Annotated in this window: 9 protein-coding genes; 8 read left to right on the top strand and 1 reads right to left on the bottom strand. The window is 46.7% G+C overall.

What is annotated here, in order from left to right; translation table 11 throughout:
- Positions 1-72: 72 nt before the first annotated feature.
- A complete protein-coding gene (locus tag EAE90_RS04645; RefSeq protein ID WP_214052489.1) occupies positions 73-1050 on the bottom strand; it encodes a helix-turn-helix transcriptional regulator in 978 nt (325 codons plus the stop codon).
- Positions 1051-1344: 294 nt separating this feature from the next.
- On the opposite strand from EAE90_RS04645, the gene EAE90_RS04640 reads away from it, so the two are divergent.
- Genes EAE90_RS04640 through EAE90_RS04605 form a run of 8 tightly spaced genes read left to right on the top strand, consistent with a single transcriptional unit; the run spans position 1345 to position 26137 of the window.
- A complete protein-coding gene (locus EAE90_RS04640; RefSeq protein WP_214052488.1) occupies positions 1345-3351 on the top strand; it encodes a TonB-dependent receptor in 2007 nt (668 codons plus the stop codon).
- The gene (locus tag EAE90_RS04635) at positions 3348-4592 is read left to right on the top strand and encodes an MFS transporter (RefSeq protein WP_214052487.1); all 1245 of its coding nucleotides are present in this window, start codon (positions 3348-3350) and stop codon (positions 4590-4592) included. Before EAE90_RS04640 ends, EAE90_RS04635 begins: the two co-directional genes overlap by 4 nt.
- Positions 4585-6384 carry an ABC transporter ATP-binding protein gene (locus EAE90_RS04630; protein ID WP_246550355.1) on the top strand — a complete coding sequence of 600 codons (1800 nt, stop codon included), beginning with the start codon at positions 4585-4587 and terminating at the stop codon, positions 6382-6384. The genes EAE90_RS04635 and EAE90_RS04630 overlap by 8 nt, the downstream gene beginning before the upstream one ends.
- Complete coding sequence (locus tag EAE90_RS04625; RefSeq protein ID WP_214052486.1) at positions 6371-8125, top strand: ABC transporter ATP-binding protein; 1755 nt, start codon at positions 6371-6373, stop codon at positions 8123-8125. The genes EAE90_RS04630 and EAE90_RS04625 overlap by 14 nt, the downstream gene beginning before the upstream one ends.
- 48 nt (positions 8126-8173) lie before the next feature.
- Positions 8174-14293 (top strand): non-ribosomal peptide synthetase, encoded by a 6120-nt coding sequence (locus tag EAE90_RS04620; protein ID WP_214052485.1) that lies wholly within the window; start codon positions 8174-8176, stop codon positions 14291-14293.
- Positions 14293-24750, top strand: a complete 10458-nt coding sequence (locus EAE90_RS04615) for a non-ribosomal peptide synthetase/type I polyketide synthase (protein ID WP_214052484.1) — start codon at positions 14293-14295, stop codon at positions 24748-24750. Before EAE90_RS04620 ends, EAE90_RS04615 begins: the two co-directional genes overlap by 1 nt.
- Positions 24747-25844, top strand: a complete 1098-nt coding sequence (locus tag EAE90_RS04610; protein WP_214052483.1) for a Gfo/Idh/MocA family oxidoreductase — start codon at positions 24747-24749, stop codon at positions 25842-25844. The genes EAE90_RS04615 and EAE90_RS04610 overlap by 4 nt, the downstream gene beginning before the upstream one ends.
- The gene (locus tag EAE90_RS04605; RefSeq protein ID WP_246550353.1) at positions 25844-26137 is read left to right on the top strand and encodes a hypothetical protein; all 294 of its coding nucleotides are present in this window, start codon (positions 25844-25846) and stop codon (positions 26135-26137) included. The genes EAE90_RS04610 and EAE90_RS04605 overlap by 1 nt, the downstream gene beginning before the upstream one ends.
- Positions 26138-26145: the final 8 nt, after the last annotated feature.

The raw sequence follows: 26145 nt of genomic DNA, 5'->3' as shown, positions 1-26145 counted from the left end.
ACCATGCGATATCCCTACCTGTAAAGTGGCCATGTTAAAATGGCCATCTTGGTTCAAGAGTCAATTGAATAGCTAATTCCCGGCTACAATATTTTCTGTTAATAAGGTGTGACCAACGGCGTATTTCGCCTGCCATGCTTTAGGGTTGAGCAAATAATGTTGCCGGAAGCGTTTAGAAAAGTGGCTTGGGCTGGAATACCCCACTGCGGTAGAAACATCAATAACACTCATACCTTTTTTCAATAAATCTTCTGCGGTTGTCATACGGACATTCTCCAAATATTGATGGAAAGTGCGAAAAACAACCGCACGAAATCCTTCTTTTAATTTCCGTTCATTCAAGCCAACTGCTCTTGATAATGATTTTATCGTCCAAGGGTAATGATAATCATTGTTAATTATTTTTATTGCATTATAAACAGCACGGCGTTGCAACCCGCTGATCACGTTATATTGACAATCGTAAATTTGAGACGCTACACAAGCGAGTATTTCTAACGCTTTTGCTTTTAAATAAACCTTTCTTATACTGCCGCTTAATTGGCACTCTTCTATCTGATTCACTATCTGCATAAATGGTGGGTAAATGGGACATGCCATCATCAATACATCACTGTAGCTAGCGTTCTTCTCAAAGCCAGCCGCTAATTGAGTGAAGGGGGGGAGTTCTTGAGCTTCAATTTCGTTCAATGAGAAACGAATATCGAGAATATGCCATGAGCCGCAGCCAAAGAAGTTCATGCCACGAGTTATTTTAGGTGAACGGAAAAATATCATCATTCCCGAATTGATATCTAAAACATCACCATTTTCAATCGCCATTTTTCCGTTACCGTTTAAAATAAACGCAATTGATACCGTTGGCGGCCCTTCACAATATTCTGTGATATCTTTGCTGAGTTCAAGGCGAATTCGGTTTATATGAATTCCGTCAGATAATTCCTCAGTCAATAAAGGCAGATTTGTGTTATTTTTCCCCGCATGTGAATGCATGCAATTGCAATGGTCAGCCGTGAAAATTCCTAATTTCTTGCTATAGATCGTCTTCATGAGATCCCCTATAAAATTAGCATCGGATACCGATCAAAAAGCGTTTCCTCACTTAAAACAGTGTTTCTTGCATATTAAGAGCATTACATTTTTATTTTATATATATGCATATTGTGAAAGTCACTCACTTTATCATTAATGATAATCATTATTAATAGTACGTAATGCGCTACTTTTGTCCCTATCCCGTTAGCCCTGATGGAGTACTATCGATAGTATTCCGTTATGTTTTTGATGTTACCACACTTAATTTTCGTAAAACATGATTTAAACGGTGCATAACGAGTTATTTATATGAAAAAAAAATACGCTAAGGCGTCTGTCTTATGTTGTTTAATTTCTCCTGTAGTATGGGCAGAACATTCGTCTGGCGCGACAGAAGATTCTTTGATTGTAACGGCCAATAAACGAGAAGAAGCGTTAAATAAAGTGGATGGCAGCGTTCTGGTTAAAATGGGCGAAGAGCTTGTGCAGGCCGGTATCACTCAAGTACAAGATCTTGAACGTGCTTTCCCTGGTTTACAGATCCGCTCACGGGGAAATCGAACCTATTCAGCAACAACCATTCGAGGTATTAGTTCGCCGGATTTCTATTCTCCTTCTGTTCGAATTTATGTCGATGGCGTTCCTCAAGATCACCAATTCCTAACACAAGAATTAATCAACGTGGAACGTGTAGAATTATTACGTGGTCCGCAAGGGACTTTATATGGCGGAAATGCACAGGCGGGCGTTATCAATATCGTCACCCGTTCGCCGCAAGAAGGCCCGTGGCTAAATCTTTCCGGCAATTACTCTAAACTGAAACAAGGCGGCTCTTTCAGCGGATCAATACCGCTTATTGAAGATATCCTTTATGGAAGTACCAGCTTGCGTTGGGTAAAAGAGCCTGGGCAAATTGATGTACCTAATAGCGGTAATAAAAATATTGATTCCAGCAAAACCTGGCTTGGTCGAGGGCAATTGACATTTGCGCCAGAGGATTCTTCGTTCAGTGCTGAATTTAGCTTTGCTCATGAAGATCTCGATTCCCATGAGGAACTCTATTTAAACGACGAACAATTTCGCCGGAAAGAATACGATGGTCCTATCCCTGATTTAACTCGGCGGGTTAACAGTTATGCATTCAAGGCTGAATATGATTTCGGCAACAGTGTATTAACCAGTGTGACTTCTTATCAGGATCGCGATATTTACCGTGATTTCATTGGAGGTAAATGGAAAGAGAAACACCACGCTGCCACGCAAGAGCTGCGTTTGAATTCTAATTTCTCAAATGGGATTACCAGCGTTCTCGGCGGCTGGTTTTCAGATGAAAAGAATAAACACCATACCAGTGGTTATCCCGGTTACTATGGCGATGCTGCTAACACAATAAAAGGTAAATCGCTGGCACTGTTTGGTGAAGTGAAGTTGCCGTTTGCTTCTCAGTGGGATTTGACTTTAGGCGGACGTTTGTCCCATGAAAAATCGCAGATAAATTATGCGGGCCGTTCTGGCATGGTAGCGATCGAAGCTTTTGATAACCAGGTTTCCAGCAATGAGTTCACACCTAAAGTTGCATTGGGTTGGCAATTGACGCCAGATACCCGTTTCTATATTTCCGCCACCAAAGGGTACAAACCTGGTGGATTCAATAACATTGTCTCCTCCGCCAATGACAGAAAACCCTACGATACTGAAACCTCAGATAATTATGAGCTAGGCTGGCATACCGCGTTCTTTGATAACGCGGTGACATTAGACAGCGCTGTTTACTACATTCGTTCGAAAGATAAACAAATTTATGTTGGTCCGGTCGGCGCACAGTTTATACGCAATGTGGGTAAAGCAGAGAGCAGAGGCATTGAGTTGAGTAGCCAGATTAAGCCAATGAAAGGGCTCAAATTTTCTCTTGGCGGAAGTGCCGGTAAATCAAACTTCGTTGATGCGACCGATACAGAGAATGGCATAAGTTATGACAATAAACGTCTGCCTTATGCGCCAGATGTCATGCTCAATGCAAGTTTTGACTATTTGATTGATCAAACGTTGTTACCCGGTAATCTCTATTTAAATGCCGGCGCCCGTTACTATTCAAAAAGTTACTTTAATGAAGCGAATACCCTTGAACAGGGTGGATACACCCTTTATGACGCGTCATTCAGTTTAGAAATGGCGCATGGGGTTAACGTAAAACTCTATGGCGAAAATCTGGGCGATAAAAAGTATCGTGTCTCCAGTTTCATTGTGGGACCAAATACGCTCAGTATGATCAATAAAGGTTTGAATGTTGGGTTAGATGTGAGCGTTGCACTATGACGCATAATATCTCCCATCCTCGTCATATATCGTTATTACTGCTAACTTTGGCGGGTGTTTACACCCTCCAAAGCACGATCGGCATGTTGACGTTACAAAGTATGCCGGCATTTTTACGCAGCCACGGTGTAACCCCGGATAAAATCGGCTTGCTCTACCTGTTGATGTTGCCTTGGGCATTCAAATTCCTTTGGGCGCCTATTATCGAGCGCTATCGTAAATCTGGTTCGGGGGATGCAAACCCCCGTCGTATCATGATCTGCGGTAATCTGCTAATTACATTGCTTTTTTGTTCAATGTCATTGGCAAGACCTGCCGAACATATGCCGCTGATTATTATCGGTCTGTTTCTGATCACAATTTGTTTGACGGTGGTGGATACCACCACCGATGGTCACGCTATTGACCGATTACCGCCAAAGCACCGCCCTTGGTGTAATGTTATGCAAGTTGGCGGCGGTTATTTAGGCTCTATCATAGGCAGCGGCCTGTTTCTGTACCTTGTTTCACTGTATGGTTGGCATATTGGCGCCGGGGTGTTAGCTATAGTGATTCTATTGATGTCATTGCCTGTCCTATTTTTACGGGAAACACAGGTAGAAAAAGCGCCAACGGTTTTAAAGGCCCCAGTCGCCCCTTCACTTAAGAATGCCCTCCGTCGGTCATCGGTTAGACAAGCACTGGTTTTGATATTGTTGTGTATGATTGGTACACGCCTTTCACTCGGTATGCTTTCGCCATTTTTGATCGATCGCGGGGTGGATTTAACTCAACTCGGTATCATTGCCGCCAGTGGTGGCGCATTAGCCGGATTATCTGGTGTTATGCTTGGTGGTATCATTGTACGTAAATTCGGTGCGGTCCAGACACTACTGGCTGTCATGCTGCTTGAATCTATCGTGTTAGCCTGCATTTTCTGGCTTGCCAAGCAACCAGAAGCGCCGTTATCCCTGCTTTCAGCCGCATATGTCTTCATCACGTTAATCACCGCCGCTAAATTTGTTGCGCTGTATACCCAGATGATGTCGCTTGCGGCAGGCGCTCAGTCTGGTGTGGATTTTGCGTTGATGCAATCTACCGATATGGGCATTGCAATTATCTGTTCCATGTTGGGGGGATTGATAGTGACTAAAGCAGGCTACGCCGCCCTTTTCATGCTTGCACTCATTTTCACTTTCATTGCCCTGTTCTGGACATTGCATAAATTCCATGATTTCCAACGGGAGAATGTGCATGCATAGCCATGATTCTTCTGTTCAGAACTCACCGGAGCAGCGTGCGGCTGATGTCGGCGTTATTAAAGAGTTATGGTATATGATGCGCCCATACCGCACACTGAGCTATGTTGCTATTGCACTTGCCATTCTTTCCGCCGGTTTGCAAATGTTACCGGCGGCGGTTGCCGGGCTTATCACCCAATCTATCTATGATGGACAATATGACACCCTATTGCATTATGGCGTTATGTTATTGGGATTCACGTTTGCCGCTATGTTGGCCTTTAGTGGTTCAACGTTTTTTGCTCATTTGATTGCCGCTGATGTACAGGCTGACGTTCGTCGCAATATCAGCCGTAAGTTGAAGTCTGTGCCTTTGGGCTTTTTCATGCTAACCGACAGCACTGAAATAAAAAAGATGATGCTGGATGACGTCGAGCAACTTGAAGATGGTATTGCCCATATCATTCCAGAGATGTCTGCTACCCTGTTTGGACCACTGATCGCATTGAGCGTCATGCTGGCCATTGATTGGCGGTTAGCTTTGGCGGCATTCGCGCCAACTTTGGGCGCTTGCCTGTTATTCGTCTATATCCAGATGAAGGTGCAAACGACAACTCAGCGTTTTTATGCCGCCCAGAACCGTATTGCTTCAACAATGGGTGAAGTTATTAATGCGATTCCGGTGGTTAAAACCTATTCAGGCGGCAAAGTTGCATTGCAACGCGCTGAGGAAGCTTTCACCGCCCTGACACGGATTATTGATGTCTGGGTTGAGAAAGTGCAGGTTAAATCCAGCCGATTTTTCGTGCTATCCAGTGCTAACCTGTTGTTTGTCCTCCCTTTGGCGGTCTGGTTATTAAACCGACAAGAGATCACGTTATTCGAATTCACTTTCTTTATTCTGGCGGCAATGGCATTTGGCAATATTGCCTCATCCATGTTCGCTGTGATGACACGTTTGCAACAGCAAGAAGCGTTAATCACACGTTATCGTTGGTTAATGAATCAACCTGAACTGGCGCCTTGTACTCAGAGCCAAACACCGGCGGATCACAGCGTTGCTTTGCATAATGTCAGTTTCTCCTACCAGGATGAGCAGGAAAATGCATTAAATGACATTTCATTTTCTATACCGGCGGGAAGTTCATTAGCCTTAGTCGGTGCTAGTGGTTCGGGTAAATCTACGGTAGCGAGTCTTATCGCACGTCTTTGGGACCCTCAACACGGTCAGGTGACTATCGGCGGTGTTGATATCCGTCATATGGATGAACCGACGCTACGCAATAACGTCTCTTTTGTTTTCCAACGTGTGTTCCTGTTCAACGATACAGTGGCTAATAACATACGATTAGCCTGTCCTAACGCTTCACAGGCAGAAGTTGAAGCGGCCGCTATCGCAGCACAAGCAGATCAATTTATTCAACAATTGCCACAGGGCTACGACACCGTACTGAACGGCGGTGTGAGTTTATCAGTAGGCGAAAAACAGCGTATTGCCGTTGCTGCCGCTATTCTGAAAAACGCACCAATTCTTGTATTGGATGAAGCTACAGCCTATGCCGATCCAGAATGTGAAAAAGAGATGCAACAGGCGCTCAATGCCTTATGCCGCAATAAGACAGTGATTGTCATTGCTCATCGTCTACCGACTATCCGTCATCTTGATCGAATACTGGTTTTAGATAAAGGACAGATTATCGAACAAGGCACCCATGAGGAACTGGTCGCGCAGCAAGGTGCATATGCCAGACAGTGGGCAGCTTGGCGGGGAGAAAAAACCGGGACAGGAGCAAATTATCATGAGGCTATTTAATCGTCTTCAGCAACATCTATCACCTAAACTGCAAAGAGTTTGGTTCAATGGATTGTTATATAAACAATTTGATACTGTTGCGATTATGGCCCAACTTGCTATTGCTGCCTGGGCTATTACCCATCTGGGGGAAAGTGACAACGCAATGCTGCCGCTTATCACTTTGGGATTACTGGTTGTTTTACTGTTGCTGCGATTCACTTTTATGGCTCGGGCATTACGTAAGCTCACCATTGCCGCTTATGGATTGGGCATAGAAATTCGTCGCACTCTACTGCAACGCCTTGTCAGTATGTCTGTCGCCACGATTCGCGGATTGAGTGCCGGAAAGATAGCGTTAACGTTATCTGAAGATGTGCAATGGCAGGAAAATCAGTCAGCCTATACCACACCGCAAATCGCCTGTCAGGTTATGATGCTGACCCTTATCTACCTGGCTTTATTCTGGTTTGATTGGGTGGTTGCCGGCAGTGCATTATTGGTGCTGATGGTTGGGATGCTCATCTTGGCGGCTATCCGTAAAAAACTGAATGAAATATTGCGCTTACGCGCAGTTATGATGGCTGATGTATCAGAAGCTATCGTTGAGTACGCCCAAGGCATGTCTTTTATTCGCGCTGCGGCAGCGACCACGACGATAGAACAGCGCTTTGACCGCGAAATCGACCAATTACGTGTCGCGTTCCGCCGTGGGGTATTCAGAAGTATTCCACTATTGAGCTTGTTTTATATCATTATTGATACTAGCGTGGTTGTTGGCATTCTGGCTGGCGCTCTGAGCTTTAATTCATCGGAAGCATTAACACTTTCGGAAATGCTTATCACGATTCTGTTGTTGTTTGCCTCGATTACCCCCCTGCGTGGGATCATCCCCCTGCTCAATATCACAGCCTTAACGCAAGTAGGTGAAGCCCATATTGCAGAGATAGAAACCATTGCAACGCAAGCTTCTGGGCCACTAGCCGCGCCAGACAAATATGATGTCGAAGTTAATAACATTTCGTTTAGCTATCCAGGTACGAATCAACCCGCTATCCAAGATGTGTCGTTTTATGCGCCGCAAGGCAGTATGACCGCCATTGTCGGACCCAGTGGCAGTGGAAAATCCACACTGGCTTATCTATTGCTCTCTTTCTATCAACTGGATAAGGGGGAAATCCGCTTGGGTGGAAATGATATCCATCATTACCAAACCCAGGCGCTGTATGACACCGTTACTATGGTATTTCAGGAAACCGCGCTATTTCAGGATACCGTCGCTAACAATCTCCGGTTGGGTAATCCCAATGCAACCCAGTTAGAACTGGAGCAAGCTGCTCGCCTTGCCAATATTCACGATACGATTTTAGCATTACCACAAGGGTACGATACTCTGCTAGGCGTGGATGGCGGTACGCTATCTGGCGGCGAGCGTCAGCGTCTTGCCATTGCCCGTGCCATCTTGAAACAATCTCCGGTTTTATTCCTCGATGAAGCGACGGCTTCTCTCGATTCCGAAAACGAACAATTAATACAACAGGCGTTTGATTCTCTTACCCAGAATAAAACAGTCTTTGTTATCGCTCATCGGCTGAGCACTATAACCCGCGCTGACCAAATATTGGTGATGGATCATGGAACCCTTTGTGATAGCGGCACTCACGACGAATTGTTAGGGCGCTGTTCACTTTACCAATCTCTTTGGGAAAACCACCTTGGCTCAGAAGAGCACTGGCATCTATACCCAAATACGCAAAATTAAGGTGTAACCCACCGTTTCGTAACCGTCATTATTTAATAGGATATCTTCATGCACACGGATCTTGTCTCTCCAGACTCATTGCGTCAGATCATATCTGGCTTTCTTAATCAGAAAAATATACTGGTGGATGATAACGACGATTTAATTCGCAGAGGGTTGGACTCAATGCAAATGATGGCATTGTTAAACCAGTTGAGGCGTCACGGATATCGCGTCACCCTGCGTGAACTGTATCAAAACCCCACACTGCATGCCTGGAGCCAGCTTTTACAACGTCATGCACCTGTCACTCATACAACTTCTAAGCCTGATGATGCGCAGCCATTGATTGCAGATACTCGTCCGTTCCCGTTGACCGCGGTACAACATGCTTATTTTGTTGGGCGTTCGCCAGAACAGACGTTGGGGGGAGTAGGTTGCCATTTATATCAAGAATTTGACGGTAGCGGGCTGGAACCTGAACAACTGGAAGCGGCAATTCATCGGTTGATTCAGCGACATCCGATGTTACGAGTACGGTTTTTACCAGATGGTCGCCAGCAAGGCATGACCGACGCTTATTGGAAAAAATTAACGGTCCATAACCTGCGCAGTTTGACAGCGGACAAACAGCAACAAGCGCTGAATAATATCCGCGAACAGCTAAGCCATCGGGTATTACGGGTTGAACAAGGGGAAACGTTCGATATTCAGCTAAGTCTGTTTGGTGAGAATCAGCACCGGTTACACGCTAATATTGATTTGCTGATCATGGATGCCGCTAGTTTTAGCTTGTTCTTTACCGAACTGGCGGCATTAATTGTCAAATGCAACCTGCCTGTTATTCCTTCTGACTACGATTTTTGCCGCTATTTGACGCAATATCAGGCTCAATTTAAGCAGGCTCGACAAGAAGCAGAAATATTTTGGCTTAATCGGTTAGATACCCTTCCCCCTGCTCCGCAACTTCCACTGGCTAAAGAACCTTCGCTAATAAAAAACGTCCGCATTCAGCGCAGATGTTTCCGCTTGGCCCCTGAACATTGGCAACGTTTTAAACAACTTGCTCAACAAAATGGTGTTACGCCAACGATGGCATTAGCGACCGCATTTGCCGGTTTATTGTGTCGTTGGAATCATGCCCCTCGTCTGTTGTTTAACCTAACGTTGTTCGATAGAGCACCGTTGCACCCCGCAGTTAATAGCTTGCTGGCTGATTTTACTAATATTCTGCTATTAGATATTCCCGCTGATAATTTGCCATTCTGCCAACTGGCTCAAGACGCTCAGGCAACATTTGCTGAAGCTTATGAACACCGCCATTGGTCTGGGGTAGAAGTTTTACGTGAACTTAAAAAACGCGGCAGTCATCCATATGGCGCGCCAATTGTGTTTACCAGCAATCTAAGCCGACCTTTATATGGTGAAAATACCCGTGATGTTCTGGGGAAACCGGGTTGGGGAATATCACAAACTCCGCAGGTATGGCTGGATTTCGTTGCATTTGAACACGAGAACACGCTGAACATTCAGTGGGATAGTAACGACGAACTCTTTCCCGATGGGTTAATGGATACCTTATTTACCGCCTATCAGGGTCTCATTGAAAATTTGACGGAAAACGCCACGCAGTGGCGTGAAGAACTACCTGATCTGATGCCTGAATCGCAATACCAACTGCGGCATCAAATCAATGACTCAACTGAACCTCTGCCAAGTACTCTGCTGCATGAAGGGGTGTTTTTACAGGCAGAACGTACACCAAATATTGTTGCTTTAGTCACTAATAATAAAGAAATTAGTTATGGTGAGTTAAGTTTGGCAGCCCGTCGGCTGGCGGCCGTGTTGCAAAAAATGTCGGTTATACCGGGGGATCGGGTTGCCATCAGCATGGAAAAAGGCGTCGGACAAATCGTCGCAGCATTGGCGATACTTTATGCTGGTGGTATTTATGTCCCAGTTCCCGTTGATCAGCCGGTAAACCGGCGTCGCGCTATCTGTGAAAGTGCTGGAATTTGTGTCGTTATTATTGATCCTGAACAACAACCTGATGGCTGGTTACAAGATGTGCACTGTGTTTCTTGGCATCAGGATGAGCAATGTCTGCCTTTGACAAATAGGGTTAAGCGTGCGGTTACTGATCCGGCTTATATCATCTATACCTCTGGTTCAACCGGTATTCCCAAAGGGGTGGTTATTAGCCACCAAAGCGCACTGAATACCTGTTTGGATATTAACCGCCGTCATCAGGTTCAAAGCAGTGACCGGCTGTTGGCGCTCTCTGCCCTACATTTCGACCTCTCCGTTTATGACATTTTCGGTATCCTCACTGCGGGAGGCGCGCTGGTATTAATCAATGAAACACAGCGTCGTGACCCATCAACCTGGGAAATGTTGATCGCCCGTCATAATGTGACGTTGTGGAATAGTGTGCCTGCACTGTTCGATATGTTGCTGACCTATTGCGAAGGGATAGAGGTGGATACGCCGAAAGCGCTTCGTACCGTGATGTTATCTGGGGATTGGATCGGGTTGTCGCTGCCTGAACGTTATCATGCATTCAATCCTGATGGTGTTTTGAGTGCAATGGGCGGTGCGACAGAAGCGGCTATTTGGTCAAACGAATATATCGTCAGAGAAGTTGCAGCACAGTGGCGCTCTATTCCGTATGGTTATCCCTTGGCTAACCAGCGTTATCGTGTGGTAGGCGAAGATGGCCGTGATTGCCCTGATTGGGTTGTCGGTGAGCTTTGGATTGGCGGCGCAGGTGTTGCATTAGGCTACTTTAATGATGAAGAACGCACTTCTGCGCAATTTGTTGTCGATCAAGGGGAGCGCTGGTACCGCACCGGTGATCTGGGTTGTTACCATCCTGAAGGCTGGCTTGAATTTCTGGGACGTCGTGATAGCCAGGTAAAAATTGGTGGTTATCGAATTGAGTTGGGGGAAATTGATGCAGCCCTTAATCAACTAACTGGAATTAGTAAAGGGGTTGCATTAGCCAGTGGTGAAAAAGAGAAGTCTCTGGTGGCGTTCCTTGAGTTGGAAGGCGATGCTTTATGCCAACGGGTAAATCGTGCGCCACAGTTACCCGTTGGCTATCGCGAGCTGTTCCCCGCAATGCATGTAATAACCGTAGATAGCAGTGAACCTCAAGTTGCAATATTCCTGCTGGAACATCTTTCTCGTCACGGTATTACCTTTACTTCACCACAATCACTGGCGGATTGCTTGCAGCGCTATCAGCCCCAACCGGAATACCATGACTGGTTTGGCCGTATGTTGGCATACCTTTGCCAATGCAAAGTATTGGTTGAGTCTACACAGCATGTATATCAGGCCGGATGGTTATCTGCTACATCCAATAGTGAGGCGATATGCATCCCAGAGCGTTGGCATACTGTGCTACGGGATGTTCTTACTGGTCAACAGACGGCAATCGCATTACTTGACGATCCGCAATTCGCGCCGGAACAACAATTGTTTGTGTTGCCAGAAACCCGGCAATGGTTGGCAGGATTACAACAGGTAATTACTATCCTCTCTCAGCGATTACAACGCCCTGTGACTTTGATGGAGTTTGATGCTCGTAGCGGTCTCTGTGCGCAGTGGCTGGCAGAGCATATTACTGATCAGCACCTCTGTTATCTCGGTTTTGAACGTTCTCAAGCACTGGTTAATCAGGCGCAGACACGGTTGAGCGGTTATGCTCATGCATCGGTACAATATTGGTCTGAACAGAATTGGCCTGAACAACTTCCTGAATCGCTGCAACATCAGGCTGATATTATTCTGTTGAATAACGTATTACACCGGGAAAAAGATCCCGTACGTTGTGTCAAGGAATTGGTGCCGCTTGCTCAACCTGGCGCGTTGATATTGGCAATGGAGTTGCGACAGGCATCGTCTCTCTCCCTGATTACGACTGAATTGCTTTCACCTCAAGGTATTCAATTACGCTCTGCGTCACAGTGGTTATCGCTATTACTACAACTATTACCACTACAGGCTGAAATGCCAATTACTATCGGTAACTTTAGTGTGTTATTGATGCAGGCAAGTGACGGTGTAACTATTCCTGATCGGGAAAAAATTAAGGCTGTGCTGGCACAACATCTGCCGGGATATATGATTCCACAGCGTTTACACATCATTCCTCGCCTGCCACTGACGCCTAACGGCAAAATTGATCGTAATGCATTGTTGCAAGAACTACAGTCCGCGACAAAAACGGAGACAGCGCCACGCCAGAATGAAATGACTTTGTTGAGTGCGGTGGAACAAATTGTTGCTGGCATTTGGCAACGCTTGCTCAATACCGAGCAACTGAGCCGTGACAGTGACTTTTTCCAACTTGGTGGAGACAGTCTTCTGGCTACACGTTTGGTTGGTGAACTGACACAACAAGGTTTCAAAGGTGAACTGGGTTATCTTTTCCGTAACCCACAATTGGCTGCCTTTGCGGCGACATTGGTTCCTTTGGCTAAAATTTCATCACCAGCGTGTGCTTTGTCGAAAGAGCAAAACGAATACCACCCTTTCCCACTCACGGAAGTTCAACAGGCTTACTTGGTCGGACGCCATCCGGGGTTCACTTTAAGTGGCGTTGGGGCGCATTTCTTTATTGAATACCAGATAGAGCGGTTAGATGTTCAACGTTTAAATCGGGTGTTAAATCGCCTGATCCAGCGTCATCCAATGCTGAGAACCGTGGTTGTCAATGGCCAGCAGAAGGTATTAGAAAATGTCCCGCTATTTTCCGCCAAACAACATCAATTCGCCAATATTACGCAGGCAGATACGTTACGTGAACAGCTTTCACATCAGGTATTAGATGCCAGTAGCTGGCCGGTGTTCGATTTCCAGCTTGCGCAAGACGATGGGATTGTCTCCCGGCTATTTGTCAGTCTGGATAATCTGCTATTAGACGGGTTGAGCATGCAGATATTGCTGGCCGAGTTAGAACAGCTTTATCTTGACGAACAACATGAATTGCCGCCATTAAAAGTGACATTCAGGGATTGTGTACTACGCCAGCAACAGGCGCCAGCACATCAGAGTTCGCTGCAATATTGGCAGGAGCAAGTGAAAACATTACCACTGGCGCCACAATTGCCACTGCGTATTGCCCCGGAAAGTGTTCAATCGCCACGTTTTGTGCGCTATAGCGATCGGTTATCTGCATATGAATGGAGTCAGTTAAAACAACATGCGGCTCCCTATCAGATAACGCCTTCCGCGCTATTAATTGCGGCTTATGCAGCGGTTCTTTCTGCATTCAGTACTAAACCGGAGCTAACGCTCAACCTTACCCTTTTTGATCGTCCGCACTGGCATGAAGATATTAATGACATTCTGGGTGATTTCACTTCTCTGTCATTATTAGCCTGGCATCCGGAGAAAAATTGGTTATCAAGCGCCCGTAGATTGCAACAACAGCTATGGCAGAATCTGGATCACCGTCACATTTCAGCAATCAGAGTGATGCGTGAATTGGCACAGAGCCGCGGCCCTGATATTGCCATTATGCCGGTTGTTTTCACCAGTGCGTTGGGGACACGCCAAGGGCAATTCCTTTCACATTCCTCGTGGATGAAACCCGTTTGGGGTATTTCGCAAACGCCACAAATCTGGTTGGATCATCAAGTTTATGAATCTGATAATGAACTTTGCCTAAATTGGGATGCTGTCGAAGAATTGTTTGAACCTCGTCAATTACAAAACATGTTCAATAGCTACACGACGCTATTACGTACCCTTGCGACACAACCAGAAAGTTGGCACGCAGCACTGGAGCAATTGATGCCGCGTCAGCAATCCGTGATGGTTGAAAATACTGCTGTTGCTATTGCGCCATCATTGCGTTCAGAGGGATATGACCCACAAATATGCAGCGAAATTCAACGTCTGTTCTTATCCGTAACAGATCATTCTATTAACGCACAACAAAACTTTTTTGAGGCAGGAGCTAGCTCACTACAACTCATTCAATTGCATAGCAAGTTACAACATGCGGGTTTTCATCATCTTGCCGTGACTGATTTATTTGCTTATCCAACACCAGAGGCACTCAGTTTGCGCTGCCGGAAGGATTTTCACGACGGAAATCGCCAGTCGATTACTCCTCGTCAGCGTCAACAACAAAAGCGTCGGCAACAACGGGAAAAACGTCACAAAGGAGCTGCATAATGACCGATTTAACGCCTCACTACGATAATTGCGATCCTATCGCAGTGATTGGCCTTGCCTGCCGCTTTCCTCGGGCGCCAGATAGCGATGCTTTCTGGCATAACCTGCAACACGGCGTTGAGTGTACTGTTCCACTTTCCCGTCAAACATTATTAGATGCAGGTATTCCTCCTGAAGTTATTGAGAGTGAAAATTTTGTCAATCGGGCAGCCATATTAGAGAAGGCGGAACAGTTTGACGCCTCGCTATTTGGTTATTCACGTCAGGAAGCGGAGATGCTGGACCCTCAACAGCGTCTTTTTCTCCAGACCGCCTGGCATGCTCTTGAACATGCCGGTTATGCGCCACGTCATGTTCCCCTGAAAACCGGTGTTTTTGGTAGCAGCCGGGTTAGTACTTGGCCTTCATGGTCACAATTTTCCATGACCGATGTTGGCAAAGTTAAAGGGCTTCAAGCATTAATCAGCAACGATAAAGATTATCTTGCAACACGTACCGCGTATAAATTAAACCTAAAAGGCCCGGCGCTGACGGTACAAACAGCGTGTTCAAGTTCACTGGTTGCTGTGCATATGGCTTGTGAAAACCTGCGTGCCGGTGAGTGTGACATGGCATTGGCCGGTGGTGTGGCGGTTTCTTTCCCGCAAGAAAGCGGTTACTTGTATCAGCCGGGAATGATCTTCTCCCCTGATGGACGTTGCCGCCCTTTTGATAGTCAGGCAAATGGCACTTATGGCGGCAATGGCGTTGGTGTTGTCACGCTAAAACGCTTGAATGATGCTCTGCGCGATGGCGATCCCATCATGGCTGTGTTACGTGGCAGTGCAATTAATAATGATGGCAATGAGAAAGTTGGCTTTACCGCCCCTTCGGTCAACGGTCAGCGCAACGTTATTATCGAAGCACTCCAACTGGCCGATGTCAGTATTGATGATGTTGGCATGATTGAAGCACATGGTACAGGAACGCCTCTTGGCGATCCGATAGAAGTTGACGCGCTACGCAGTATATTTTCTGACCGTAGTGTGGCGGCGCCGCCTTGTTATCTTGGCTCTGTGAAAAGCAATATGGGCCATCTTGATACAGCCGCCGGCATTGCCAGCTTGATTAAAGCGGTTCTGTCTGTTTGGCATGGTTATATTCCACCGACGATCAATGTTCAGCAACCCAACCCGGCGTTACGGTTGGAACAAAGTCCATTCAGGTTGGCAACGCAAGGACGGCGCTGGACACAAGCATTACGAACTGCTGGCGTCTCTTCATTCGGTATTGGCGGCACCAACTGTCATGTTATCGTGCAATCATTGCCGGAAGAGTTACGTTGTCACCGTATCCATCATGCGCAAACCTCGCCTTTATTGCTCTCTGCGGCTTCTGAATCTTCATTACGTCAATTGGCACAACGTTATGCGGCTGCACTCAGTGATGCATCAGAGCATCATACAGATTTGGCCTGGACCGCATTACAGGGGCGTGATCTTTCATTACCCTGGCGTTTAGCCTTGACGCTAACGTCACAAAGCGCTGAAAATTTATCCGCTTTTGCCAATAAAAATCCAACACGAAATATTTTCAGTGGACAAGTCAATAGTGAAAGTAAACAACTTTGGCAATTTAGTGGACAAGGTTGTCAATGGTCTGGAATGGGAAAAGCAATGTATGCATTCTCTGCTGTTTTTTCCGCTATGTTGGATCGTTGCTGTGCAGCCTGTGCATCAGAGTTGGCACTGCCATTAAAAGCAGTCATGTTCGGAGAGCATGATGCCGCATTAGCCGCCACCGAATACGCACAACCGGCAATTGTGGCGCATCAGATTGCACTAGCGGCGCATTGGCTAGCCCTTGGATTGAAGCCTGATTATGTTCTGGGGCACTCGGTTGGCGAATTTGCCGCTGCCGTGGTTGCCGGGATTTTTACACCTGAACAGGTGATGCCGTTAGTCGCGATACGAGGCAAACTGATGCAAAGCTGCTCCCAAGGAGGGACAATGCTGGCGGTTTTTGCCAATGAAGAAGATGTATTTCCGTTTGTTCATTCTCTGGCATTAGATTTGGCGGCTTGCAATGGCCCACAACACTGGGTTTGGGCCGGTACAGAGACGGAAATTGCTGCTTTGGCACAACGTCTGGAGCAACAGCAGATTCGTTGCCAGCGCCTGAATGTTGCCTGCGCCGCACATTCAGCCATGCTTGATGGCGTATTGGCGGCATTTTCTCTACGTTGTAGCCAATTGCAACCTGCATTGGGGGAAATTCCGCTGATTTCTACCCTGACAGCCAATATTGCAACGGCTGAACAATTGGCTTCACCGGACTACTGGCGTAACCATATGCGTCAGACTGTACGCTATTATCCGGCTGTTGAATTTGCCCGTCGGCAAGGGGTGGCATTATTTATGGAGATGGGCGCTGATGCACAATTAACCGGCATCGGGCGGCGTGTCAGTCTGCCACAGGAAAGCTGGATTGCTGGCGTACAGCGTCAAAGCTCTCCAGAGACAGCTCAACAAACGGCGCTTATGCAACTTTACTGTGCTGGTGTGCATCTTGACTGGCCGCATCTTTTCTCACCCACTGGGGAAAAATGCCACGCTCCGCTCTATCCATTTGATGAACAGCATTACCGCTTCCCTGTTGCCAAATCAGTGCAGACCACAACCCATATCAATGCTGGACTTGATGTAAATGCTCTTCTCGATCCTGCCATTGAGCAAAACCCCGATGCTGCGACACTACGTGTGTTGTATACCGATGCATTGGTATACCAATGTCATGGGCGTGATGCTGAACAAGGTTTCGGTGCCATCGACACTATTCGGGCTGGCCGACTACAACCTTGTTGGCGTCCTTTGTTGGAACAATTATTAACCTATTGCGTCCAGCAAGGTTATTACCGGGAAGTTTCTGGGCCGATGGCAAGTAAAATGTATCGTCCTGATCGTCCCTTGCCATATGGCAAACGCAGATTATTAGAGTCACATTTACTCACTGCTTTTCCGGCCTTGATTTATGCCGGTGAGCGTCTATTCGCCCTGTTAAGCGATCGTTGTGATTTGCCGCGTCAGTTTGTGTCAACACCCACTGCGACCAACTCATGGCTTCCGGCGCCACAACCGTGCCCTGACACCCACTATGCCCTACACTGGAGTACAATAAACATCATAGATAACCCAAGATCTTCAACGGCATACACTCTCCGCTCTTCAACTGCGAATGATGAGATGGTTAATCATTGGCGTCGAGCGGGTATTGGTTTACAGCCAGAAAGCGAAAACATCTTATTACTGCTTACCGGCAGTGATGTACTTGAATTATGCAATCAAGTTATTACCGAATTAAAACGTGATGAAGCAACATCATTAACCGTTGTCACTTGTTGCGCTCAACCGGAAACCACCTTATCACCAGAAAATATCAATCCAGCTCAATATGCTGTGTGGGCATTGTTACGTGTTGCGGTTGAAGAATATCCCTATCGTCGTATTCAAGCGATTGATATTGCTGATATCAACGATGCTGATGCTTTGTCATTAGCGCTTGGATATTTGAGTGAACGTAACCGTTGGCTGAGAGTACGCGGCAATCAAGTCTCGGTACCGGTTTTACAACGTCAATCCTTACTGCTTTCCCAACAATCGATGTCGATTTCCCATCAGGGTTGGCATATCGTGACTGGGGGAATGGGAGGAATTGGTCAGATTTCCATCCGTTGGTTGTTGGCCCAAGGCGCACGTAAAATTGCGGTATTTGCCCGCCGTCAGCATGCGGATTGGGATGCTTTTGTTCAAGCGTTATCACTGAATGCTGAATGTGAGATACGCTGGATTAAAGTTGATGTTACTGATACGCCAGCCTTGTTAAATGCAGTGCAGACGCTGGCTCAAGAGGATGGTATCGCCGGGGCGATTCATGCGGCGGGTATCGCTGATCATACCCGGCTGGCAGAAATTGAATCTCGACGTCTGTCACAGGTGTTATCAGTAAAAGCCCTGAGTGCATCGGTATTACAAGCGGCTCTTAAACAACATAATGCACATTATCTACTGCTTCACGCTTCCGCTGCATCAATGCTAGGCGCTCAAGGACAAAGCGCTTATGCCGTTGCCAATGCTTACCTGGAATCTTTGGCGCTGACAGCACCGAATCCGTTGATGGTCAAAGCACTGGTTTGGGGTGTTTGGGGTGGCGTTGGCATGGCTCGCGATCAACGATTAGTGGAAAAATTGGCGCAAGATGGCATGTTGCCGTTCAGTGTCAATGAAGGTATCTGGCATTTTAATCAATCTCTGCGCACCACATCCCCCTGCTATCTGGCAATGCGGTTGGGTGAACATCATCCCGATATTTCTCGGCGTTTACAGCCTGATACTGACCATAGCCACCCAGTGGCAACCCCTGCTCATTCACACTCTGTCGATAACACGTTGTATCAAGATAGTGAAGAGCGGCTTAATTGGTTGCGTCAACGTGTCGCGGCATTGCTGCGGTTAGAACAGCCTGAACGTTTGGAATCGCAACAGGATTTACTGCAATTCGGTTTGGATTCCCTATTGTTCCTGGAGCTAAATGCAGTGATCCACCAGCAGTTTGGTGTCAGGCTAACTGCCGAATTGGCTTATCAGAATATAACTTTGGCAGGGCTTAATCGGCTTATTGGCGACGCGTTATCTGAACAACCAGTAACCTGTTCTCAGCCTGAGATCATTATTGACCGCGCCCAACGTTATGCTCCATTCCCGCTAACACCTATTCAGCATGCTTACTGGATTGGTCGTACTCAGGCCATTGATTTTGGCGGTGTCGCATGTCACGTCTTATTTGAGTGGGATATGACGCTGGGTAGTTTTGATATGGATCGTTTTGATATTCCGCGTTTTGAGAAGGCATGGAATGCTTTAATTCAGCGTCATGGCATGTTGCGCATGGTAGTGGATGAGGACGGACAACAAAGAATTCTGCCTGAAACGCCTTGGTATGCTTTATCACAAGATGATTTGCGTATGTTGGATGAAACAGCTTGCCAACAGGCGCTGGTTCAGCGTCGTCATACGCTTTCTTACCAGGTCCCGCCAGCAGAACAGTGGCCGCTGTTTGAAGTTTCTGTTTCTCTGTTGCCGAATGCCCGCTGTCGCTTACACATGAATCTGGATCTGTTGCAGTTTGACGTACAGAGTTTCCGAATCATGATGGACGATTTGCAACGCGCTTATCACCAGCAACCACTGATGCCACAAGTGTTTACTTTCCGTGATTATGTAATGGCGGAACAAGCTCAACGGGCAAGTAAAGAGTGGCGTGCATCATGGGCCTACTGGCAGGAACAATTACCTTCGCTGCCTCCGGCGCCAAGATTGCCGCTGAATCCACAATTGCCTCAGCGTAGTCAGCCGCAATTCACCACTTATGAAGGTCGATTAGCACAATCTGATTGGCAAATGCTTAAACAATGCTGGCAACAATGGGGCGTGACTCCTTCTGCCGGTCTGCTGACGCTGTTTGCTCATACACTGGAATGGTACAGTCGCCATCCGCTGTTTACTCTTAACTTGACATTCTTTAACCGGCAACCTTTCCATCCAGAAGTTCAAGATCTGATTGGTGATTTTACCTCAGTTATGTTGATGGATTTTGACTTACGCAAAACAACCTCCCTGCGTGCCAGTATGGAGAAAACACAAGCTTTGCTATGGCAACGACTGAGCCATAACTATGTCAATGGTGTTGAAGTGTTGCGAGAACTTGGCCGCCAACAAAATGGTGAAGCTCATAGCAGACAACCACTGACGCCGGTAGTTTTCACCAGCATGTTGGGAATGGCGCAAGAAGGCGTCGCCATCAAACAATCCATCACTCAGTTACTGGGGGACCCGGTTTTTGTTCTGAGTCAAACCCCACAAGTCTGGCTGGATCATCAGGTCATGGAAGTGGATGGTGATTTATTGTTTAACTGGTACTGCATGGATGATGTATTGGCGCCGGGAGTTATTGAAGCACTGTTTGCCGCTTATAACGCGCTGTTAGTACAAATTTGCCGTCAGCCTGACTACATAGAGCATTATGATCTTCATATTCCCCCTTCTGGTCATGCACGTTATGATTTCTTGCATATTCAACAGCAAGAACAATTGCCGCTGATAGTTACCGCTAAAGAACACATGGCACAGTCATCAACTACGGAAACAGCGCAGTCGGAAACAGCGGATGAGCAACTCCATGAGATTGAACAACAGGTAATCGCGCTCTGGTGTTCACTGCTTTCTCAGCCAATACAGCGTCACAGTGACTTTTTCCAGAGTGGCGGTGACAGCTTAATTGCTACCCGGATGGTGGTGCAATTGCGTCGTCAGGGTTACGAACAGGCAAATCTGCAACAGCTTTTTGAACATCCGAAGTTAAGTGAATTTTGCCGTACTTTGCGGACAATTGAAACAGTTGAAACCACACCCGCTACACAGGCTGTTCCACTTGAGACTAAACCAACATCGGAGCAGACGCTGCCATTAACTGCATTGCAATATGCCTATTGGTTAGGTGAAAGCCAACTGTTTCAGTTTGGTAACGGTATCGCTCATTTCTATGCTGAACTGGCTATCAACGATCTTGATCTACCTCGTTTCACTACTGCCTGGAACCGAGTGATCAACCATCATGAGCAGTTACGTGGCTATGTGAAAGATGGGCAATATCATATTCTGCCAGAAGTTCCCTGCTATACCCCGACGGTAATCGACTGCCGTCACATGATGCCTACTCAACGCGAGACAAAACTCGCTGATGCCCGTGATACCCTGCGCATTAAAGGTATTCCTAGCGATAACTGGCCGCTGTTTGATTTGACGCTGTATCATACTGATGACCGGACACATTTATTGCATTTGACTATCGACCTGGTAGCTACTGATGGCAAAGGTCTGATGTTAATTCTAGGCGATTTGCAACGCGGATATCTGGAACCCAACTGGCAGCCAGAACCACTGGTTGTGACTATTAGTGATTATATTCAAGCACTGGAGAATGAGAAAACAGGGAAAGCCTGGCAACAAAGCCGGCAATATTGGCTTAATCGTTTACCTTATCTGCCTGATGCTCCGTTGTTGCCATTAAAAGATCATCAATCACAAGCGCTTAATCAAAAATGTTTAGAGGGATATATCAGCCCGCAACAATGGCAGCGTTTGCAACAACGTGCAGCAGAATACCGAGCATCGCCATCACAAGTTATGCTGACGTTATTCACCCATGTTCTGGCGGCATGGAGCAACAGCGAGCACTTTACCATTAATGTTCTGCATAGCAACCGACTGCTAATGCTGCAATATTGCGATACGTTGGTCGGAAATTTGTCCACTACATCATTGTTGGAGGTGGATTTACGCCATATCACCGGATTCAGTGATGCGGTAAGTCAGATACAGAAACAGTGGTTAGCAGATCTGCAACATGCTCTATTTGATGGTCAACTGGTGCTCAGAGAGAAAAATCAGCGCCATCACAATCTGAACGCCGGCATGCCGATCGTATTCAGCGATACAACCAATATGCCAGGTCAAAGGCCATCAGGGTTGGGAACGCTGAATCTTTTTGGTGCGCAAACACCGCATGTTTATCTCGACTGTATACTGATTTCCAATTCAGATAGTGGTGTTACCATTCAATGGGTAATTTTGCCGCAACTGTTCCAGCCACAAGTTGCAGAAAACATGTTTGCTCATTATCAGGCGAGCGTCGCCGCCCTGCTTGAACCCGATTACCAATGGAGCGCTCCACTGCCAGAGTGGCTCCCGGCAAATGATCGGATTTTGTGCCAAAACAGTAATGCGACAAAGGAAGTTTTTCCGCCGCATACGCTTTGTTCGTTAATTGAACAAGCGGTAAACCGTTACCCACAACGTACAGCGGTAGTTGATACTTATCGTCAAATCGATTACCACACTTTGTGGTCGCAAAGCCTGACGCTGGCTGTTCATCTACAAGCGCAAGAAAATCAACATTCGTCTCTGATTGGCGTGGTGATGGAAAAAGGTTGGGAACAGATTGTCGCGGTTATAGCGGTTTTATTGGCAGGACGGGCTTATCTGCCTATTGATGCCAGCTACCCGCAACAGCGCATCCATCAGCTATTGGCATCAGGGCAAGTTGATACGGTATTAACTCAACCTAAGTTTGCTCAACAAATAAGTTGGCCTGATGGTATACAGGTTATCTCGCTGGACGAACTATTACTTAATCGCTCGCCGAAAAATACCGCTGAACAGCGCTTGTCTGTTTGTCCTGAGGATTTGGCTTATGTGATCTTCACATCAGGCTCTACTGGCAAACCGAAAGGCGTGATGATAGATCATCAGGGAGCAGTTAATACCATTCTTGATATTAACCAGCGTATTACCCTCAATGAACTAGATACCGTACTGGCAATCTCAGAATTAACATTCGACCTTTCAGTTTATGATCTGTTCGGTACTTTAAGTTGTGGCGCAAAACTGGTAATTCCTTCTCCCGGTGACAGCCGACAACCCGACAAATTACTGGCGTGGTTACAGCAAGAATCCGTTACAGTTTGGAACTCTGTTCCGGCATTTGTACAACTACTTGAGGAATATGCTAAAGATTATCCACATTCGCTGGATAGCTTACGTTGGGTATTGATGAGTGGTGATTGGATACCAACCAATTTGCCGGAAAGATTATTTGCGATCCATCCTGCGCTGAATCTTCTCAGTTTGGGTGGCGCAACCGAAGCATCAATTTGGTCTATTGCCTATCCTATTGCTCAGGTTGATCCAAACTGGCGCAGCATTCCATATGGAAAACCACTGGCTAATCAGACCTTCTATGTGCTCAATGCAACGCTTTCACCCTGCCCGGTTTGGGTAACGGGGGAACTCTATATTGGTGGACAAGGGTTAGCGCTAGGTTACTGGGCTGATTTGGAAAAAACCGCCCAAGCCTTTATTACTCATCCTCAAACGGGTGAACGGTTGTACCGCACCGGTGATTTAGGGCGCTGGCGACCAGACGGTAATATTGAATTCTTAGGGCGCAATGATCACCAGATTAAAGTTCGTGGCTACCGGATTGAGTTAGGCGAGATCGAACATCGCTTATGTGAGCATCCAGATATACAACAGGCATTAGCGTTTGCATGTACTACATCAACAGGCGCATTGCAACTCGTCGCGGGTGTACGTTTATCTGATGACGCACCGCTATCTACAGAACTTTTACCCGTGTTGCCTCATTGGTTGCAGCAGACCTTACCTGCTTGGATGTGTCCACAGCGCTTTATCATTCTTAATGCGATCCCGGTATCGGACAACGGCAAAATTGACAGGAGCGCATTGGTAGCTTTGGTTGAGGAAACGACACAGGATATCAATCCAACATCAGTTGCTCTCAGTGTGACAGAACAAGCTGTGTTGGACCTTTGGCAATCGGTATTGGCACAACAAGCTATCAACGTGCATGAGAGTTTCTTTACGCTAGGCGGCGATTCTCTGGCAGCGGTACGATTAATGGTGAAAATTAATCAGACGTTTAACCGTCAATACCCACTCAGCCTGCTACAGGCTTACGATACCGTACACGCTTTAGCGGAATTTATTGAGCATCAGCCAGAAAGCCCTTGCCAAGGGGTGATCTTGAACAAAGGGAGTATTGAGCAACCTACTCTGTTTATCGTACACCCTATTGGCGGGCATCTGTTGGGATATCGCCATTTAGCGGCCAATTTCGGCGACCAACGCATGATTGGGCTGGCGTTTTCGCCAGATAATTTAAATACAGATACCCCTTCCGTGGCGGTGTTGGCGGCTGACTATATCAGTCAAATCCGGGCCTTCCAGCCGCAAGGGCCTTATGCTTTGGCCGGATGGTCTTTTGGTGGATTGGTAGCTTATGAAATGGCTCATCAATTACGAACGATGGGTGAACGTGTTTCGCAATGCATCCTGATTGACAGCTTTGCACCAAATGTGCGCACCGATTTAACATTGAATGAAACATTTTGTCATCGTCATTTCCTGCTCGATTTGCAGGGGCAATTTCCAGGTCTGACTCTGGATAATCATGTTATCGCTGCCGATACTAAGACTTTCCTTAATGCAATGCATGATGCCTTGCCACAATCTGCACAGATTGATAGCTCGCTGACTACACTTTATGACGTGTGGCGTTATAACTTGAATGCGTTGCTTGACTACCGCCCTCCGCAGACTTCACAGCCTTTCTGGCTTATTCGGGCAGCACAGGCATTACCTGATTTTATGGATTATCTCGACCCAACCACCATCGCCTCAATCGATCTTGGCTGGCAGGCTTTTGGGCCAGTCCATGTGACACAACTTGCGGGCGATCATTACACCTTGTTCCAACATGAACATGTTGGCTCACTGATTACCTGTATGAAAGATATCTTGAATTCAGTATCAACCACTAATCTTGTTAAGGAGAACATATGATAAAGCCACGGCGGGTTCTGATTGTCGGTTCGAAATTTGGCGAATTATATCTTAATGCGTTCCTACAACCTCAGTCTGGTCTGGAACTGGCTGGCATTTTGGCACAAGGCAGCGCTCGTTCGCAGCAACTTGCTCGTGATTTCAATGTGCCTCTGTTTCGCTCATTGGATGAACTACCAGACAATATCGATATTGCCTGTGTGGTAATACGGGCAGAGGTTATTGGCGGCAAAGGCGATCAGCTCACTCAGGCACTCTTGGCTCGTGGAATTTCTGTCATTCAGGAACACCCCCTTGACGTCGAAGCCATTAACAGACATCAATTAACCGCCAACAAACATAATGCGGTGTTTTGGGTAAATAGCTTTTATAGCCAATGCCATGCTGGAAGAAGTTGGTTACACGCGGCGCGAAAAATTAGTCAATTATCGCAGCAACGTCCGGTAAGTGGTTATCTGACAACCAGTCGCCAATTGCTATTTTCTGCGCTCGATCTGTTGTTACAGGCATGTCACTGCCCGGAACAGACGGAAATAGTCTATGTTGGCCAGCGAAGTCGTGCATTTCATTGCTTTGAACTTAGCTTTGCAGGAACAACAGTAACGTTGAACGTGCAATCCTATCTAGACCCGAGAGATCCCGATATGCACAATCTGGTGATGCATAAAATGACGCTGATTTGGCCTGTCGGTTATCTTACGCAGGAAGCCAGTTACGGGCCGGTCATTTGGACACCTGTCCTTCATGCCCCTGACCATCTGAATAGCGAACAAAGCCTCTACTTAAACGCCAGTCAGCCGGATGGTAACTATTTACACCGGGCAACATCACAAATTCTTTGCCCGGCAACCAAAAACTGGATGACGGCATTTGAATGTGATGGCGCTAAAGGTGTGGCATTGCTACTCAATACTTTGAGTTCTGTATTGAATGGCGCCTCCTGCCCGTCTGCTTTTGCTTATGATTACCAACTGCGGTTAGCTAGTTTATGGCAACAAATTTTGCGCATCATGGGAGAACCTATTATTCAGGATGTACCGCCCGCTGTTTGGATTGAGCCAGCAAAGTTGATGTTAACTAAGGAAGAATGTTGATGACGTGGGCACTCCCTATACACCCGATGATTCGCCCGTGTCTGACGACTCACGGCAAGCCTGAATACACATTAGTAATTTACCCTGGACGTGACAGCCGTATGGCGGAAAAGGCTGCCGCCAGTATTGCGCCATTGGCTCAATCACGTTCTGACTTGATAGTCTCATTCACTCCCGCACAGAGAGAAAACCTGATTGTAGGCGACCATTTTTATATTACTCAAGAACCTGAGAGTTTTATTCGTCAGGTGACACGATTTATACAATATGTCTATTTACAGGAGGTTACATAATGGCATTT

Source organism: Photorhabdus caribbeanensis (assembly GCF_018448885.1).
Classification (GTDB): domain Bacteria; phylum Pseudomonadota; class Gammaproteobacteria; order Enterobacterales; family Enterobacteriaceae; genus Photorhabdus; species Photorhabdus caribbeanensis.
The sequence above is the reverse complement of the archived record's forward strand: the minus strand, read 5'-3'. Positions and strand labels throughout refer to the sequence as shown.